The 16,801-nt window shown below is 47.7% G+C and carries 16 protein-coding genes; 11 read left to right on the forward strand and 5 right to left on the reverse strand.

Annotation, left to right across the window (positions count from 1 at the left end):
• From ACOJTG_RS01440 to ACOJTG_RS01450, 3 genes are all read right to left on the reverse strand, one after another.
• On the reverse strand, positions 1–1,897 hold a 1,897-nt coding region (locus tag ACOJTG_RS01440), incomplete at its 3' end, for a SusC/RagA family TonB-linked outer membrane protein (RefSeq protein WP_420152175.1).
• A 15-nt stretch (positions 1,898–1,912) separates the two neighbouring features.
• Positions 1,913–2,920 carry a FecR family protein gene (locus ACOJTG_RS01445; protein ID WP_420152176.1) on the reverse strand — a complete coding sequence of 336 codons (1,008 nt, stop codon included), beginning with the start codon at positions 2,918–2,920 and terminating at the stop codon, positions 1,913–1,915.
• 45 nt (positions 2,921–2,965) lie between these two features.
• Entirely contained in the window at positions 2,966–3,625 is a 660-nt protein-coding gene (locus tag ACOJTG_RS01450) for an RNA polymerase sigma-70 factor (RefSeq protein ID WP_104714272.1), read from the reverse strand.
• A 936-nt stretch (positions 3,626–4,561) separates the two neighbouring features.
• Here ACOJTG_RS01450 and ACOJTG_RS01455 point away from each other — a divergent pair.
• The 10 genes from ACOJTG_RS01455 to ACOJTG_RS01500 all read left to right on the forward strand — a co-directional run bounded on the left by ACOJTG_RS01455 (position 4,562) and on the right by ACOJTG_RS01500 (position 14,775).
• On the forward strand, positions 4,562–5,566 hold the full coding sequence (locus tag ACOJTG_RS01455; protein ID WP_420152177.1) for an NADP-dependent oxidoreductase: 1,005 nt from the start codon (positions 4,562–4,564) through the stop codon (positions 5,564–5,566).
• Between the two features lie 69 nt (positions 5,567–5,635).
• The gene (locus tag ACOJTG_RS01460) at positions 5,636–5,962 is read left to right on the forward strand and encodes a putative quinol monooxygenase (protein WP_420152178.1); all 327 of its coding nucleotides are present in this window, start codon (positions 5,636–5,638) and stop codon (positions 5,960–5,962) included.
• 126 nt (positions 5,963–6,088) lie between these two features.
• Positions 6,089–6,961, forward strand: a complete 873-nt coding sequence (locus ACOJTG_RS01465) for a helix-turn-helix domain-containing protein (protein WP_420152179.1) — start codon at positions 6,089–6,091, stop codon at positions 6,959–6,961.
• A gap of 99 nt (positions 6,962–7,060) precedes the next feature.
• The gene (locus ACOJTG_RS01470; protein WP_420152180.1) at positions 7,061–8,032 is read left to right on the forward strand and encodes an aldo/keto reductase; all 972 of its coding nucleotides are present in this window, start codon (positions 7,061–7,063) and stop codon (positions 8,030–8,032) included.
• A gap of 23 nt (positions 8,033–8,055) precedes the next feature.
• Positions 8,056–8,886, forward strand: a complete 831-nt coding sequence (locus tag ACOJTG_RS01475) for a helix-turn-helix domain-containing protein (RefSeq protein ID WP_420152181.1) — start codon at positions 8,056–8,058, stop codon at positions 8,884–8,886.
• Positions 8,887–9,167: 281 nt separating this feature from the next.
• Positions 9,168–10,067 (forward strand): glycerophosphodiester phosphodiesterase family protein, encoded by a 900-nt coding sequence (locus ACOJTG_RS01480; RefSeq protein WP_420152182.1) that lies wholly within the window; start codon positions 9,168–9,170, stop codon positions 10,065–10,067.
• Positions 10,068–10,349: 282 nt separating this feature from the next.
• Positions 10,350–11,183 (forward strand): universal stress protein, encoded by an 834-nt coding sequence (locus tag ACOJTG_RS01485; RefSeq protein ID WP_420152183.1) that lies wholly within the window; start codon positions 10,350–10,352, stop codon positions 11,181–11,183.
• A 10-nt stretch (positions 11,184–11,193) separates the two neighbouring features.
• Positions 11,194–11,940, forward strand: a complete 747-nt coding sequence (locus ACOJTG_RS01490; protein ID WP_420152184.1) for an SDR family NAD(P)-dependent oxidoreductase — start codon at positions 11,194–11,196, stop codon at positions 11,938–11,940.
• Between the two features lie 318 nt (positions 11,941–12,258).
• On the forward strand, positions 12,259–13,062 hold the full coding sequence (locus ACOJTG_RS01495) for a helix-turn-helix transcriptional regulator (protein ID WP_420152185.1): 804 nt from the start codon (positions 12,259–12,261) through the stop codon (positions 13,060–13,062).
• Between the two features lie 72 nt (positions 13,063–13,134).
• Positions 13,135–14,775, forward strand: coding sequence for a serine hydrolase domain-containing protein (locus tag ACOJTG_RS01500; RefSeq protein ID WP_420152186.1), 1,641 nt, complete (start codon positions 13,135–13,137; stop codon positions 14,773–14,775).
• Between the two features lie 14 nt (positions 14,776–14,789).
• Here the strand turns inward: ACOJTG_RS01500 and ACOJTG_RS01505 are convergent, their stop codons facing one another.
• Together ACOJTG_RS01505 and ACOJTG_RS01510 are read right to left on the reverse strand one after the other, a co-directional pair.
• Entirely contained in the window at positions 14,790–15,212 is a 423-nt protein-coding gene (locus ACOJTG_RS01505) for a hypothetical protein (RefSeq protein WP_420152187.1), read from the reverse strand.
• A 106-nt stretch (positions 15,213–15,318) separates the two neighbouring features.
• Positions 15,319–15,711 carry a response regulator gene (locus tag ACOJTG_RS01510; protein WP_420152188.1) on the reverse strand — a complete coding sequence of 131 codons (393 nt, stop codon included), beginning with the start codon at positions 15,709–15,711 and terminating at the stop codon, positions 15,319–15,321.
• Between the two features lie 440 nt (positions 15,712–16,151).
• Here ACOJTG_RS01510 and ACOJTG_RS01515 point away from each other — a divergent pair.
• Positions 16,152–16,801, forward strand: a 650-nt coding sequence (locus tag ACOJTG_RS01515; RefSeq protein ID WP_420152189.1) for an acyl-CoA desaturase, incomplete at its 3' end; no start/stop codon positions are given.

Consider the following 16,801-nt stretch of genomic DNA (forward strand, 5'->3'; position numbering starts at 1 on the left):
AGGTATACGAGAAATCCAGGTAGTTTTCAACCTGAGCCCGCGTACTGCTTTGATTACCCACGGAGCTTTTGGTATACTTTCCACGGTACTCACCGTAACGGGTATACTTGATGTTGGGTGAAAACTTGGACGTGAACGTCATACCGGGCAGTAACTTCAAACGTACAGCGATGTCGCCCAGATAATTGAGATACTTGGTTTCCCGAATTTCGTTCTCAATATCCAGTAAGGGGTTTGTCACCTGCGTTTCCTTCGCCGTTGGGAGGAATTTTAAACTACCATCTTCGTTATACCCTCTTCCAATTGGTTTTAAGCGGTACGCACTTCGGAAGGCTTCAAAACTTCCCGCATTTTGCGTAGCTACCGTCACGTAATTGTTGTAGCTCAAATTCAGCCAGCTCGTCAGGTCACTGCTCAGATTACCACGCAGTGTATAGCGGTTAAAATCTTCGCCCCGGGTGGTACCCTTATCCTGCGTATACCCAAAACCGATCGCATAGACAGTAGATTTATTACCGCCGCTCAAATCCAGGGTATGGTTCGTTTGAAAGCCCTTCCGCGTAATCAGGTCGATCCAGTTCGTGCTAACGCCGTCGTTGATGTTCTTCAACTCCTCCGCGTTCAGGTAATTGGGCAAGTTGACGTCATTACGGGTAAAATTGTAATTTCCGGAAGCGTACTGATTGCCCACTACTACATCTTTCAGGTAATCCACGTACCCGGTGGTATTGTAAATGGGTGGTAAGTGATACACTTCTTTGACACCCACGTAGTTGTTATACCGAACGGTGAGTTTACCACTTTCTCCTTTTTTGGTCTGGATAATGACTACCCCGTTGGTACCCCGCGAACCATAAATGGCCGTGGCCGAGGCATCTTTCAGCACGTCCATCCGGTCAATATCGGCGGGGTTCAGAAAGGAAATGTCGTTCACGAAAATACCATCAACGATAAACAAAGGATTTTGTCCGGGTGTGTACCCAGCATTAGCCGCCGTTTCGGTCGTGTGGATGGTACTAGCTCCCCGAATCCGGATGTTAAATCCACCGCTACCGGGTTTGTTATCCGTCCGCTGCACCATTACTCCGGGTACCTGTCCCTGAATAGCGGATGCCGCATCCACGCGGTTTACTTTCTCGATGTTTTTGGAATCGATGGAAGCAACGGCACCCGTTACGTCGGATTTCTTCACGGTACCGTAACCGATCACGACCACTTCTTCCAGGCTTTTGATATCCTGTTTCAGTTGAACGTCGATCGTCGTACGCGTACCCACCACTACTTCCTCAGTTAAATAGCCTATTAGGGAGAAAACCAGGATGTTGTCGGCATTCTCGGGAATAGTTAACTTGAAATTTCCTTCCGCATCCGTACTATTTCCCCGAGAGGTGCCTTTCAGGAGGATGTTCACCCCCGGTAGCCCCTCCCCTTTTTCATCGGTTACTTTACCGGTAATGACCTGATCCTGTACTTCCAGACTGGGTTGTTGCGTGGCCACCGGGCTACTGGGACGGGCGGACGTTTGTGGTAATTCCCGCTCGGTTGTTTTGTCCAGACGTTGTCCGACAATCAGATAGGCTCCGTCTTTGGCTTTCCGGTAGTGAAGACCGGAGTTTTTCAGTACACGGTCCAGATTTTCTTCCAGGCTGGCTTTGGGATCAAGAGCCGTCTTCGGTACCGTCAGACCTTGTACCAGCTGATCGCCGAAAAGAATATCAACGCCAAACCGCTCTTTTAGCTCATGTAATACATCCTTGAGTTTCCGTTGGGAAGTATTTTTTAGCTGAAGCGAGGACTGCCACTCCGTCGGTGACAGCAAAGGACTAGCGGGCTGGCCAGGTAAAGCCAGGCAAACCACTAGCCCCCACGTGTGTAGGCTAGTAAAAAAAAGAGACATACGGAGATAGAGGGATTATGTGAGAGAAGTAGATTGTAAAATAATTTCTTTGTCCTGATGGATGATGCGTAAGTTCAGTACTTCGGCGATAATGCTGAGTAGCTCTTCGGCACTTTCGGCCGGATAGGCTCCTGACAAGGTAAGGGCAGCGGTTCGGGATTCGGGGATACGCAGGACGATCCCAAAATTTTCTTCAAAAAGGTACGTCAGCTCCTGAAGGGATGTTTCCTTGAAAACATAGCGGTGTTCACGCCAGCTGGAAAAATGATGGCTCCGATCCCATTTTTTAAGCTGAACGTTGCCTTTGGAGGGAAGCTTTACCAGATCGCCGGGTTTAAGTCGGACGGCATCGCCTTTTTTACCCTGTTTCTGGTAATGAAATTCGACGCTGCCCTGGAGTAAGGCTACTTCAGTGGCCCGGGAACGCGTGAAAAGGTTAAACTCTGTACCCAATACGACTACTTCCGAACCGTGATCCGTTTTTACAACGAAAGGCTGATCATCCGGGGTATGCGTAATAGAAAAGAGGGCCTCTCCTTCAAGTTTCACTTGCCGACGCTTTCCCCAGAAGCCGAAACGCGGTACTTGCAGCGTGGAATTGGCATTCAGGGTTACGCGGCTACCGTCGGTCAATTGTACCACTTTCATTTGTCCATACCCCGTAGCGTAACGTTGGTTCAGTAACCGATCCTGGTAGAAGAATCCCAGTAAAACCAGAAGGGACGCTGCAATGGAAGGAAACAGCCACTTCCGATAGTTACTCCAACGATCTGTACTTTCGGGTTCAGCTTTTAAAAACGTAGGCCGTTGATCATTGTACAGAAAATCCTTAAACTGACTGTACGCTTTTTCCTCATCCGGGTGATATTGCAGGTGTGAGCGTTCCCATTCCTGTAACCACTCGTAAAATAATTCTTCGTTTTGTGAGTTCTGACTCCACGCTTCGATTTGCTTTCGTTGCAAAACCGTCGCTTTGCCCGAAAAGAAATCAAAGATGAGCTGTTTATTAATGAGTGGATTCATGGTACGGATGTTATTGAGCGAGGCAGAAAGGAACGTCAGACAACCTTAGTGAATAAAGAATATTCCTAAAAGGAGCTGGAACCAGCGGGATTTCAGCATTTCTCGAATGGTCTGGTTGGCCAGGCGAATTTGTACTTCGATGGTACGAACGGAGAGGCCCAACTCAGCAGCGATTTCTGCGTACTTTCTGCCTTCAAAACGGTACATCAGGTAAATCTTCCGGCGTTGTACGGGCAGGGAATCAATGGCTTTTTCTACATCCTGATACAATTCATCGTATTGAGTGAGTGCATCTGGTTGCTGACTATGTTCGCTCAGGTACGCTTCCGCCTCTTCAATGGGTACATCTCGCTGAAAGGACTGCCGAATGTAGTTGTAAGCCCGATTGCGTACCGTTTTAAAGAGATAAGCCCGGTACGAACTGGTAATCGTGGAAAAAACCTGTTTTTCATAGAATTGACAGAACACTTCAGCGACCAGGTCCTCAGCTACGGATTTAGACCCTACAAAACGTACAGCGTGACTGCACAGCTCCACGTAGTGCCGACGAAAGAGTATTTCACAACCTAGCCTTGGATTGGTCTCGAAGGTTTTTCGGGTGAAAAGCTCCTGATCAGAGCTTTTTAACGGCTCATGTTCCGTTTCATCGGCCGGAGAAACGGGATCAGTCGTTAGAAAAGAGTTCCAAGTGCTAGCTAGCTGCATAGAATCTTACATTATCGGTATGCCAAGTGGTGACAATTCAGGGGGAAGACACGGGAGCCCTAAAAATCCCTTAAGCCAAACTGGAAAATTTTTATATTTTTTTTTAACTCCTTCTGTAAGAGTTAAAAATCTGCTCAAACCCAGCAAAAAAGAAGGTGTCTTGGCGGCGTTTTACAAAAATGAGGAACAAATATAATAGAAATACTTAGCAAGTATCTCCCTATAATCAGTAGGTAAAAATGATTGATACTACATTTTCATTAAATCATTTTAGAGTGTAGTTCAAAAATCATTATTCGTAATAGTTTTATTCTAAACAGCTAATTTACTAGGTGTTTGTAAAAAAAATCATAAACTGACATCGATAGATAATACGCTATGCGGCTTTCTGGAAGGATTTCCTAAAGACAGGAACTTAGAATAATTCTATTTTTAATTAGTCCTTCTATTATAACTTGAAAACGGCAAAAGATTGGATTGTTCGTTAATAGGGCTATTAATCTAAGAGATTTTTAGCGGCGGCGGGGGGTATCTTCAAGTAAAAGTAATTGGTTGATCGTTCATACGTTATTAGTATATAGTCTAACCTCTTAACCGAACCCCGTTCTGTAGCATTCCATGCGGGGTTCAAGCCGTCTTCCATTCAGAGAGTCCACTCTACTGAGAAACGTTGACAGTTTCCTTACAACCTAGACTGAGCAATATGTCCCCTCTTACTTGATATTCATACTTTTTGGTTTGAATCCTGTTTTTTGCCGAAGTCCCCAAAGGTGACCTTTGTCGGGACGATTGCACCTCCTTGAAAGGGGCACGTCAACGAACCATTCAACGAAAAGGAATAGCATGAAAGTCGAAAGCATAGCCGTGGAAACCAACTCCGAATCATCTAGCTCGGAATCGTCCCGGCCAACAGAAACAAAACCAACCCCTAACACCATGCGGGCCATTCGCCTGCATGCGTTCGGTGGCCCCGAGGTATTGCAGTATGAAGAAGCACCCCTACCCGAGCTAAAGTCCGGTGAAGTACTCGTTCGTGTACATGCAGTGGGGCTTAATCCTCCAGACTGGTACTTACGCAACGGGTACCGAGCACTTCCTGCCGAATGGCGTCCGCAGGTACCTTTCCCCATTATTTTAGGTACGGATATCTCAGGAGTAATTACAGCAGTGGCAGAAGACGTGACGGACTTTTCCCTGGGCAACGAGGTGTACGCCATGGTTCGTTTTTTCAGCGTAGGCGAGAGCAAGGCGTATGCCGAGTATGTCACGGTACCCGTGTCAGAACTGGCCCGTAAGCCCACTCGCGTGGATCATGTACACGCGGCGGCAGCACCGATGTCGCTACTCACGGCGTGGCAGTACCTGGTTGAAGTAGGCCATGATTTCCCTAACCCCCTACAATCTACTCCGCACATACCCGTGTCACTAGCCGGAAAGACGGTACTGGTCAACGGTGCTGCGGGTGGCGTTGGTCATCTGGCCGTACAGATTGCCAAACTGAAAGGGGCACACGTCATCGCCGTTGCTTCGGGTAAGCACGAGTCGCTGCTGCGTGAGCTGGGTGCTGACGAATTCATTGATTATACCAAAACGCCCCCCGAAGAGCTAGTTCATGACCTTGATCTGGTGCTGGATACCCTCGGCGGTCCGACTACGAGTCGTTTTCTACGGACGCTCAAGCGGGGCGGAGCCTTGTTTCCCGTGTACCCTTTGGGGTTTTCCGGTACTAAAGAGGCCGAGAGAATGGGTATTACCGTCTCAGCCGTGCAGGTCCGTTCGAACGGGGCTCAACTGTCCGAGCTGGCGACCTTGCTCGATGAGGGCAAAATTCGCGTTGTCATCGACAGTACTTTTCCGCTGGCTGATGCCCGAAAGGCTCATGAACGAGCCGAACGTGGTCATATCCAGGGCAAGATAGTACTTACCGTCACGGCAGTCTAGAAGCTCCGAGTCCGATACTCACACCGTCGTACAGTACTGGGTTACCTAAGAAACCATCTTTCTGACTTCATGCCTCCGTTTATGAATTCCTCCGACGAATCTCACCTTATCATTACCATACCGAGCAAACCTGAGCACCAAACACAAGTCCGGGAGCTTTTGCTGGCCCAGGTGGACCCGATCCGTAGGGAATCCGGCTGTCTGTACTACAACCTTTTTCAGCCAACCGAAGACTCGCATACCTTCATTATCCTAACGGGTTGGACTACCAAGGAAGCTTTAGCGGTGCATCAGTCCCAACCGCAGGCCATCCGTGTAGTCGGGCAGTTGACCCCGCTGCTGGCCCGTCCCATTCAGAGCCTCTCCACACGGCGATTAAGTGAGACTCCAATTTGATGCTTACAAATGGATTACTGGTGGAGTTTCCACCAGTAATCCATTTCAGGCTTGGTCGTTATTGAAGATTCTTAGATAGCCGTTTCCAATAAAATCATTGTTTGATTTTCGTAGTTTTGCTGGATGATGGACTCTCCCATTTCACCCCTTGAGCTGAATACCACGGACCTGGCATTAAAAGGGTTTAAAGTATATGCGGTAGATCACCTCTGTACCATGAAGCCTCAACTCAGTCGGCGTGACTATTATAAGGTTACGCTAATGACTACAAAGTCGCGGCTTCACTACGCCCACGAAAGTCTGGAACTCGACGGTACCTACCTTTTTTTCACCAATCCGCACATTCCCTATACCATGGAAAGGCTCGGGGAAGAGGATCAGGGTTACGCCTGTCTCTTTACCGAAGAATTTATCAAATCGCTCGACCGATCGGAAAGCCTGCAACACTCGCCCTTTTTTAAAATCGGTAGTACCCCACTCTTTCCCCTTAATGAGGAGCAGGCCCGGTTTATGCGAAACATTTTTCAGAAAATGCTGGAGGAGCAGCAAGCTAACTATGCATTTAAAGGTGAACTGATTCGCACCTATATCCAGCTTGTGATTCACGAAGCCCTGCATTTAGAACCCGCGAAAACCTTCTTTCAACCCAGAAATGCTTCTTCCCGCCTTGCCTCCCTGTTTTTAGAAGTACTCGAACAGCTATTCCCCCTGGAAAACCCGCAGGAGACCTTACCCCTTAAAACCGCTCAGGAGTTTGCGGATCGGCTGTCCGTACACGTGAACCACTTGAACCGGGCGGTGAAGGAAGTCACGGGCAAACCCACGAGTACGCACATCACCAACCGCATTACCGACGAAGCCAAAGCCCTGCTACAACATACGAACTGGAGCGTAGCGGAAATTGCCTATAGTCTGGGCTTTGCCTACCCAACCTATTTCAACAACTTTTTCAAGAAGCATACGGGTTATACGCCATTAGCTTTTCGAAAAGCAGCCTGAAAGGACTGATCCGTACAGACAAGTTTTTTGAGCCGTAGAGGAAATAAAGAAGTATGGAACCGTACCGACTTTTGTCACGTCAAATCAAAAACAAACACGATGACAACGATATCCCAAATCAAACTCGGTAAGGAAGGCCCCTTGGTTTCTAAACTCGGCTTAGGCTGTATGCGTATGTCGTCGGTATGGGGAAGCCCAACTCCTGACGAAACGGAAAGTCTGGCGACCATTCAACTGGCCTTGGACAGCGGTATTAACTTTCTCAACACCGGAGACTTTTACGGTAGCGGTCACAACGAAATCCTGGTAGGGAAAGCCATTAAAGGCCGACGCGAGGAGGCTTTCATTAGTGTGAAATTCGGAGCGATTTTCTATAACGGCCAATGGATCGGACTGGATCTGCGTCCCATCGCCATCAAAAACTTTATCAACTATTCGTTAGTACGACTGGGGATTGATACCATCGATCTGTACCAGCCTTGCCGACTGGATGACAGCGTTCCGGTAGAAGACGTGATTGGAACCGTAGCCGACCTGATCAAAGAAGGCAAGGTTCGTCACCTGGGTGTGTCGGAAATTACGGCGGATCAGTTACGCAAAGCTCATAGCGTACATCCGGTAACGGCTCTGGAAATTGGCTACTCCCTGGCGGATCGTCAGATTGAAAGCGACCTGCTCCCGACAGCCAAAGAATTGGGCATTGGCGTAGTGGCCTTTGCCAATACGGCGGAAGGCTTACTCACCGGAGCCATGAAAGCTCCCTTGCCAGCCGACGATTACCACAACCATTTCTCGCGTTTTCAGGGAGAAAATCTGATCCAAAATCTGGAAAAGGTTGAGGTGTTGAAACAACTAGCCCAGGATAAAGGCTGTACGCCCACGCAGCTAGCGATTGCCTGGGTCAATGCTCAGGGCGAATCTATTATGCCCCTGGTGAGTATGAGCCGACGCTCGCGGCTTCCCGAAAACCTCGCGGCGATGTCTATTGACTTTACCCCCGAGGAGATGCATACGCTCAACACCACGTTTGCACCGGGTGCGATTCTGGGTAGTACCTACCTGCAACGATAGATCCATTTTACTAGCTTTACATCGTGACGAATGCAACTCAATTATTTCCGGGACTGATTTTCTTCTCGTATTTATCCAAGCTAAAGAAGGAGAAAGTGGCCTTCCTTGAACACAACACACTAGTATTTGTGGTGTCGGGTCATTTCTCCATGCAAACGGCTCATCAGCACATCGCGATGAATCGGGGTGAGGTACTACTGATTCAAAAAAACCAACTAGCAGAAATTACGAAGACGCCATTAGAAGACGAAGATTATCAGACCATTGTCATCCGGCTGCCGGAAGATGTTCTGCGAAGCATCGCTTTGGAAGAGCAATGGGAAAGTAATCGAAAGTACGCAGGTCCGGCTAATCTTCTAATTCCGGGAAACGATTTTCTGCGGGCTTTTTTTCAGTCCATTATTCCTTACACTCGTCATCCGGAAGAAAAAATAACGCACACGCTGGGCATGCTCAAAGTAAAGGAGGCAGTACACCTCCTCCTTTACACGTTACCCGAACTCCGGGAGTTTTTGTTTGATTTTTCGGAACCTTACAAGATGGATCTGGAAAAATTCATGCTTACGAACTTTCACTACAACGTTCCCGTCGAAAAATTCGCCCGACTGACGGGACGGAGCCTGGCCGGATTCAAGCGTGATTTCCAGAAAACCTTCGGGATGGCTCCCCGCCATTGGTTACAGGAACGCCGACTAACGGAAGCCCGGCACCTGATCGAATCCAAGCACAGGAAACCCTCGGCCATCTACCTCGACCTGGGCTTTGAAAGCCTCTCGCATTTTTCCCACGCGTTTAAAAAGAAATTCGGCAAGGCTCCTACCGAATGGAGTGTGCAGGGAAGCGAGTACCTTTGATGCAATAAAGCCTATACACCAAACTTTTTTTTAGTTCCTATACCTACAGTACTTTGGTCCATGCGTATTTGTAATTAGCTATAACCATTAATATTCGAGCATTTTACGGCTTATCTAGTTGTTGAAAAGATGTTATTATATTGTGAAGTATGCGGGTGAAGCGTGCAGGTAGAGCAACGAAGCTCTATTTTCGGGGCAACCGTTGGGAACGTATCCAGTCAGCGTAAAAAACGCGTGTATAGAATCCCGTCATCCCAAGAAACTATATTTGCTTCCTCCCTATGCTTCGTTTTACCTTCCTTTTCTGGCTCCTTGCTTTTTCGGTTCAGGGGCAAACCCGGCCCGTACAGGACATTATTCGTCAATTACACAACCCTAAGTCTGCGGAAGTACTGGTCGTAGCTCACCGGGGCGATTGGCGGTATGCCCCCGAAAACTCCGTACTTAGCCTTGAACACGCCATTCAAATGGGCGTTGATATCGTCGAAATTGATCTGAAGAAAACCAAAGACGGGGTACTGATTCTCTTACACGATGCTACGCTCAATCGTACCACTACCGGCCATGGCAAACCGAGTGAATATACGTGGGCAGAACTCCAGCAGCTTACGCTTAAAAATGAGCACGGTGGACCGACCCGCCAAAAGATCATGACCTTCGAAGACTGCATGAGACGAGCCAAGGGTCGGGTCATGATCAATATTGATAAAGGCTACGAGTACTTTAAAGAAGCCTATCAAATTCTGGAGGCAACGGGTACGATGGATCACGCCGTTATTAAGGCCGGAAAAACCTACGAGGAGGTGAAAGCGGAAAACGGAGATCTGTTGGGTGGTAAGCTAGCGTTCATGCCGATTGTGAATCTGGCGAAGCCCGAGGCTCAAGCGATGATTGAATCCTACGAAAAGCATCTAAAACCCGTGGCGTACGAACTCAACTTCGCGACCGATAGCGTTCTTCTTCATTCGAATTATCAGTCCATTCCCAAAAGCGGCTCCAAAATCTGGCTTAACAGCCTTTGGGCCAGCTTAAACGGTGGGCACGATGACGAGAAAAGTATCGAAGAAAACGATCCCGAAGCGGGTTGGGGCTGGCTGATTGCCCAAGGAGCTACGTTTATTCAAACCGACCGACCCCAGGAATTACTGGATTATCTGCGAAAAAAAGGCTTACATCCCTAAACCCCTTGGTACAACGTTAGACGAATACTACACTAGGGACTAAACGCATTCAAAACCTCTTGTTAAACGCTGGTTTTCACACTAAAAAGGATTGCTCTTTTGAGTACAGGGGAGAATGTAAGCGAAGAATCCTAGGACTTTTAGAACACTATCAATCGGTACCTTCTAATAAAATTATCAACTGATAAAATGTGATTTTAATCAGTTAAAACTCCCGTTTAGCTCAGCCCATGAGTCCAGGAAAACTGCGTACTTTGATCCGTCAAACCAACCAGCGATGCCATGAAAACGATTCTGGTTCCGACGGATCTAAGTCCTATTTCGTTACAGGCTTTGGAAACGGCCGCTGAGCTGGCTCGAACGTACTCAGCTCGAATTCTGCTGCTTCATACCGTAATAGATGAAGACCTGACGTATTTATCTTCCGCAGATTCGACGTTAAAATTCTCCGATGACTTATTACCAGCGTTCAAAAAAGCCCGTCACCGCGACGAAGCTCAGCTAAAAGCCTTACTGAGCGACCCTTTGTATCAGGGGATCGAAATTCAGATTGAGGTGGGTAAAACGCTAAAGGGCTTCCTCGACTGCCTGTCGGATTACAACCCTGACTTAATCATCATGGCCTCGGAAGGAGCATCGGGCCTCAAGGCGTGGACCGAAGGTTCACATGCGGAAGCGGTCATGCGGCAAACCTCTTGTCCCGTATTAATCTTAAAAGAACCCATCAAACCGTTTCATCCCGAGCGAATCATAACGGCCATTGATGTGGACAATCGAATGCCCACTGCCCTACCCAAACCTTTTTTAATGGGTAGCCGCGAATGGGACGATTACCTGTTTGTGATGAAGCCCTTTGATCCCCGTTCAGAGGAAGAAATCAAGCAGTTGATGACTGCTTGGGCCGAAAATCAGCTGCTGGATACTTATCGTTTACACATTACCCGCCATTCCTCCAGTGCTACTGGCATTCTGGAATACGCTGCGGAAGTCTCCGCCGATTTAGTAGTATTGTTTACGCACGCACGGAAAGGAATCCAGCATTTCCTCTACGGCAGTGTGGCCGAATCCGTACTAAACCGGGCCGAGCTACCCGTTTTAATTATTCATCTATCTTAATTGATTACTTATGGAAAAGTTATTTCAAGGAAAAACGGCCTTAGTTACGGGTGCCGCTTCGGGTATCGGTAAAGCCGTGGCCCTGCTATACAGTCAGTACGGAGCTCAGGTTATGGTATCGGATCTCTCCGATGGACAGGCCGTGGTTGAAGAAATAACCGCCGCTGGCGGAACGGCTCAGTTCTACCAAGCCGATGTAGCCGACCCCCGGCAATGCCAGCAACTGGTGCAGGAAACCATCAATCAATTCGGACGACTGGACTTTGCCTGTAACAATGCCGGTATTGGCGGCGAATTGAACGCTACCGCCGATTATTCGCTAGAAGGCTGGCAGAAAATTATGGATGTAAACCTCAATAGCGTATTCTATTGCATGAAATACGAGCTGGAAGCGATGCGGGTCCAAGGCTCGGGATCGATTGTAAACATGGGTTCGATTTTAAGTCAGGTAGGTACCGCTCACTCGCCCGGGTACGTAGCGGCGAAACACGCCGTTGTGGGGTTAACGCAAACGGCGGCCTTGGAATACGCCTCCAAGGGTATCCGTATCAACACGGTTGGTCCGGCTTATATTGACACGCCCCTGCTCAAAAACTTACCGTCCGAAGCCCGGCAAATGCTGATCGGGATGCATCCGATGGGTAGACTGGGGCGTTCGGAAGAGGTCGCTGAATTAGTCATTTGGCTGTCTTCCGACAAAGCCTCCTTCGTGACCGGAGCGTATTATCCCGTAGACGGCGGCTATTTGGCTCAGTAATCTTCTTGATTCGACGACTATCCGTAGCTTAATAAGTCACATTGCTCTAAAAGCTTCTTCCGGGAAGCTTTTAGAGCAATGTTATATTTATACGTTACTAGTGCTACTCGTCGAAATCATTTTACGACGGTTTCTTCCAGTTCCATACCTAAGGTTTCAAAAGGCTTTTATTACCAGAATGTCGGGTTGTCCAGTCGCTACTTTGATCAAGAAGATTTTTAATTTTCTTTCGTTCTCGTACCTTTCTTCGAAAAAAATGGTATTGTTACGTACACCAACGCGTGTACGCCTCTTCACCTACGCTCTTGATTCTCTGCCATGAACGCTCTACCCACGGGTCAATTTTACGGACAGACCAATCAAAAACTTCAATTGGGCCATCTAACGCTCACGGATACGGAATATACGCATCCCTGGGTGGATTGGCATTACCATGAAAATGCCTATTTCACATTTATTTTACAGGGCAAGGTTTTAGAGGGGAATCGGAAAGAAAGGTACACTTGTACCGCCGGTAGCCTGCTGTTTCACCACTGGCAGGAGGCTCATTACAATCAGAAACCCGAAGGCTATACCCGGGGTTTTCACGTCGAGCTAAACGCCGATTGGTTTGAATCGTACGAGATAAAGCCTTTGCAGGGCAGTATCGACATTCAACATCCGCAGGCAAAACGACTCATGTACAACCTCGTCAAAGAAGCCAAACGCCACGCTTCATACACGCCCCTGGCCCTGGAGGCTTTACTGGTTGAGCTATTTGGAGAACTCACACAAACCTCTAATCGCTTGTATCTTCGGGAGCCCGACTGGGTCAGACAATTACGGGAGCTTTTGCACGATGCCCCGGAACACCCCTGGACACTTAACCAGTTAGCCGAGCAACTCGCCCTTCATCCCGTTTATCTCTGCCGGGAAATGCCTCGCTATTTTAACTGTCGTTTTGGGGAGTACCTCCGGATGATCCGACTTCAGAAGGCCTTACCGCTGCTGCTCAAGCAAGGCTTATCGCTAACGCACATTGCATTGGATTGCGGTTTTGCTGATCAGAGTCACTTCATTCGCTCTTTTCGGAATCAGTATGAGCTTACGCCCCTGGCGTACCGAAAACTTTTTGTCAGCTAAGGTTAATTGTGTTCTATTTCTGGATTGGCTTAGGGTTTAGGTTTGTAGCTCATTCATCTTTCTGCGAAGGTTATGCGTTTCTACGTACGGTTAGTACTTCTTTCATTCTACTGCTTGCCTCTCCAGGCTCAGCTTGTTCAAAACCAAGGGATTACTTCTCCCCTACACCGGGCTAATCAAGGGAAAATTCTTTTCACTTCCCGGGAAATTCCCCCAGCCGATCTCCAGACTACTGACTTTTTGACCCGTACTCCGCTGACCAATCGTAGTAATCTGTTCATGACGGTGTTCCTGGCTAATTCGCTAACTAACTATCTCCATGCCCTGGCTCCTACCCTATCTGCCGACAGCCTGACGAAGGTGGGTAATTACCAGTTTTCCTTTTTTGTGGACCATCAACTCATTTATCAAACCAACCTTCACCCCGGAGCTCCCTACGCCCAGATTAAAAACGAAGAAACGGTACTTAGTAAGCCGCTAATTGATAACCAGCACGAGGGACGTTGGTGGAGTCAATCAGCCTGGAATCGCTTTATGAACCAGGGTGGAGATCAGGCTTTAACCGAGGGAGAACATTTGTTTAAGCTTGAAATCAGGCCTTATCTGAAGTTATCGCAGGTACTCGTCGGCCCCATCCTAGCCCAAGGTGAAGTACAGCTGGACGTGAAACGAAAGCCAACGTTCAATGTAGATACGGTACGGCTGACGACTCCTCAGCCCTATCCGGGTCTGCATGTTTCAACCGATTCCTTCGACATGCGTAGAATCAAAGAACTCAGGGGCAACATTGAGGCGGGGGTGTTTAAGCACATCACCAGTATCGTGGTACTCAAAGAGGGCCGTATCCTGCTGGAAGAATACTTCAATGGAGCAAATCGGAGTACTTTACACGATGTCCGTTCGGTAGGTAAGTCTTTTGCTTCTACGTTAATGGGTATCGCCCAACATGAGGGGTATTTGCAGGAAAAGCAAACGTTACGGGAATTTTATGACCTGAAATCCTTTTCACATTACTCAGCCGCGAAAGCCTCGACTACTTTGCATGAATTACTCACGATGAGTTCCGCTTTCGACGGGGATGATGACAACATGGATTCCCCCGGCAATGAAGAGTACATGTACCCCGAGCCGAATTGGATTACGTTTACGTTGAATCTCCCCGTTTTACCAGCCAAGTACCAGGGGAAATGGCATTATTTTACCGCGGGCGTAGTTTTGCTGGGTGACATTCTCAACAAACGAGTACCGCAAAATCTGGAGACCTACGCTAAAAATAAGCTCTTTGATCCGCTCGGAATCCGTCAGTACCGCTGGCCCTACACGCCCCAAAAAGTGGTTAGTACAGCCGGAGGTATTCAACTTAGTGCCCTCGATTTGGCAAAGTACGGGCAATTGTACAAAAACAAAGGGAAGTGGCAGGGAAGGCAACTGATCCCAGAAGCCTGGGTGACGAAAACCTTTACTAAACACCAAGCCATTCCCGGCCGTTCGCAGGAGTATTACGGCTACTTGTTCTGGAATAAGACGTATACGGTACAGGGCAAACGGCTTGAAACGTACTACTGCACGGGCAACGGTGGCAACAAAATCTTCGTCTTTACGGATCAACCGCTAGTAGTGGTCGTTACCGCTACGGCCTACAACACATCTTACGCTCACGCTCAGGTTGATCGTCTCATGCAGGACTATTTACTACCCGCTGTACTAAAGTAAGCGAGTACCTGCATTTAAAAAACCACGGCATCAGCTTTATTGATCTCAACAAATAAGTTCTTCTTACACTTGAACTGGGTTTGCTTCTGCCCGGCGACGGCTTTTCCGGTAATACTAACGTTAAGACCCTTCACCACTCGACGATGCAAGCTTTGCAAGTCTTCCGTTGAAGCTTCTTTCACATAAACTTCGATAAAACCCTTTTCATCCCTAAGCCAGAATTTACCACCGTTCTGCATTTCAGAAAAGACGGGCTGGTCGATTCGCCCGCGAACCTGAACGATCTGGCCTTCCCAAGCTTTCATTTGATCGCACGCCCCGTTGCTTTTAGCATTAAGCTCAGAGGGAGTATAAAGCGTAGTGGGATTAATGGTATCATCATTGGCAGGTCTCTGACAGGCCCCAATGATTAGTAAAGTCCAGATAAGTTTTTTCATCGAGGTAGCGAATGTACGTGCTAGTTAGGTACGTTCTACCGAAGAATTTTCAAGCTTTCAGTAAAGCAATTGTTAATTATCCGATTAGTGCAATAGGTAAAAGGCTCTAATATTCACAAAGCTGGATCATAACATTCCTCATTTCGAGCAAATTCAGGGGTTTTAACAGAAAGGCATTGGCACCGAGCTGGTGACTTTCGCGGCGAATTTCCATCTGATCACGGTTAGTCATCATGACAACCGGTACTGTTTTCCAATCCGGATTCTGTTTCAACAAAAACAGCGTTTGTAAGCCATTTAGCTGAGGCATGTCCATATCCAGCACGATCAGATCGGGCTTGGGTAGTTTCGATAGAGCGTCCATCCTCTCCACCAATTGGGAACCATCGGTAAAGAAATGGACCTGATGCTCTGGTAAAAAGAGAGTGAAGACCTGCTGGACCAGAAAACGGTAGTCCGCATTATCGTCAACGAGATAAACTATACGGGAATGAGCCATAAACGTTAAAAAAATGGCTGAGTGATTTTCAGTCGTGGTACACCTCAACTCACGTTCTTTTCGATTCCAAGCGGTTCAGTTAGTAATCCAGGTAAAGTGGTTATCCATTGAAAACCTACTACTCTCACAGTAGGATCCGTGTACCTTTTGGGTTTGACTCCAATTTCACTTTCCTCGCTGAACCCGCTTTTCGTAAGATTTCACAGGTATAACGTTCAACGGCCATTCATCTGTTAAAGCTTGTCCATTAATTGTTACAGCACTTTATCGCCAATGAGGCTTACTCTTTTCCTTCTAAGTAGCACCTGGTTTGTTTTAGTGCATTGCTTCGTCCGGTAAATGGGAAAAGTATTTCGCCCACTCAGTCGCATTATTCAACCATTCGTCGGCGGCAAGCTGGTTTCAGCGACGAGCACTGGAATCTTTGTCCAAAAAAAGATATGGTTGCTATATTGATTTTCTTTGCCGTGCACTGGTACGGAGCCTTGTTTTTCCAAACCGTTTTTCTGCACCGATACGCCGCTCACCAGGCCTTTACTATGTCAAAAACCTGGGAACGTGTGTTCTTCATTGGGACATTCATTTTTCAGGGATCGAACTATTTGAGTGCCTATGCCTACGGGGTTATGCACCGCATGCACCACGCCTATGCCGATACGGAAAAGGACCCGCATTCACCGAGTTTTAGTAAAGGAATTTTTGATATGATGTGGAAAACCTATCGCGTTTATTCAGACATCCGCACGCGTAGTATCGAAGTAGACCCGAAATTTACGGCCGGTGTACCCGATTGGAGAGCTTTTGATGATTTTGCTTCGCATCGCTATACCCGTTTGGTCTGGGGAACGTTGTATACGCTTTTTTACATCTATTTTGCTCCAAGTTGGGGCTGGTTTTTACTCTTACCGGTGCACTTCCTCATGTCGCCCATTCACGGAGCGATCATCAACTGGTTTGCCCATAAAATCGGGTATACGACTTTCAAGGTCAATGACACGTCCCGTAACCTCATGCCCGTTGATTTCCTAATGATGGGTGAAGGGTTTCATAACAATCACCATACGTATGGCAATCGTGCTAATTTTGCCTA

The organism is Siphonobacter sp. (assembly GCF_048595215.1).
Lineage (GTDB): Bacteria > Bacteroidota > Bacteroidia > Cytophagales > Spirosomataceae > Siphonobacter.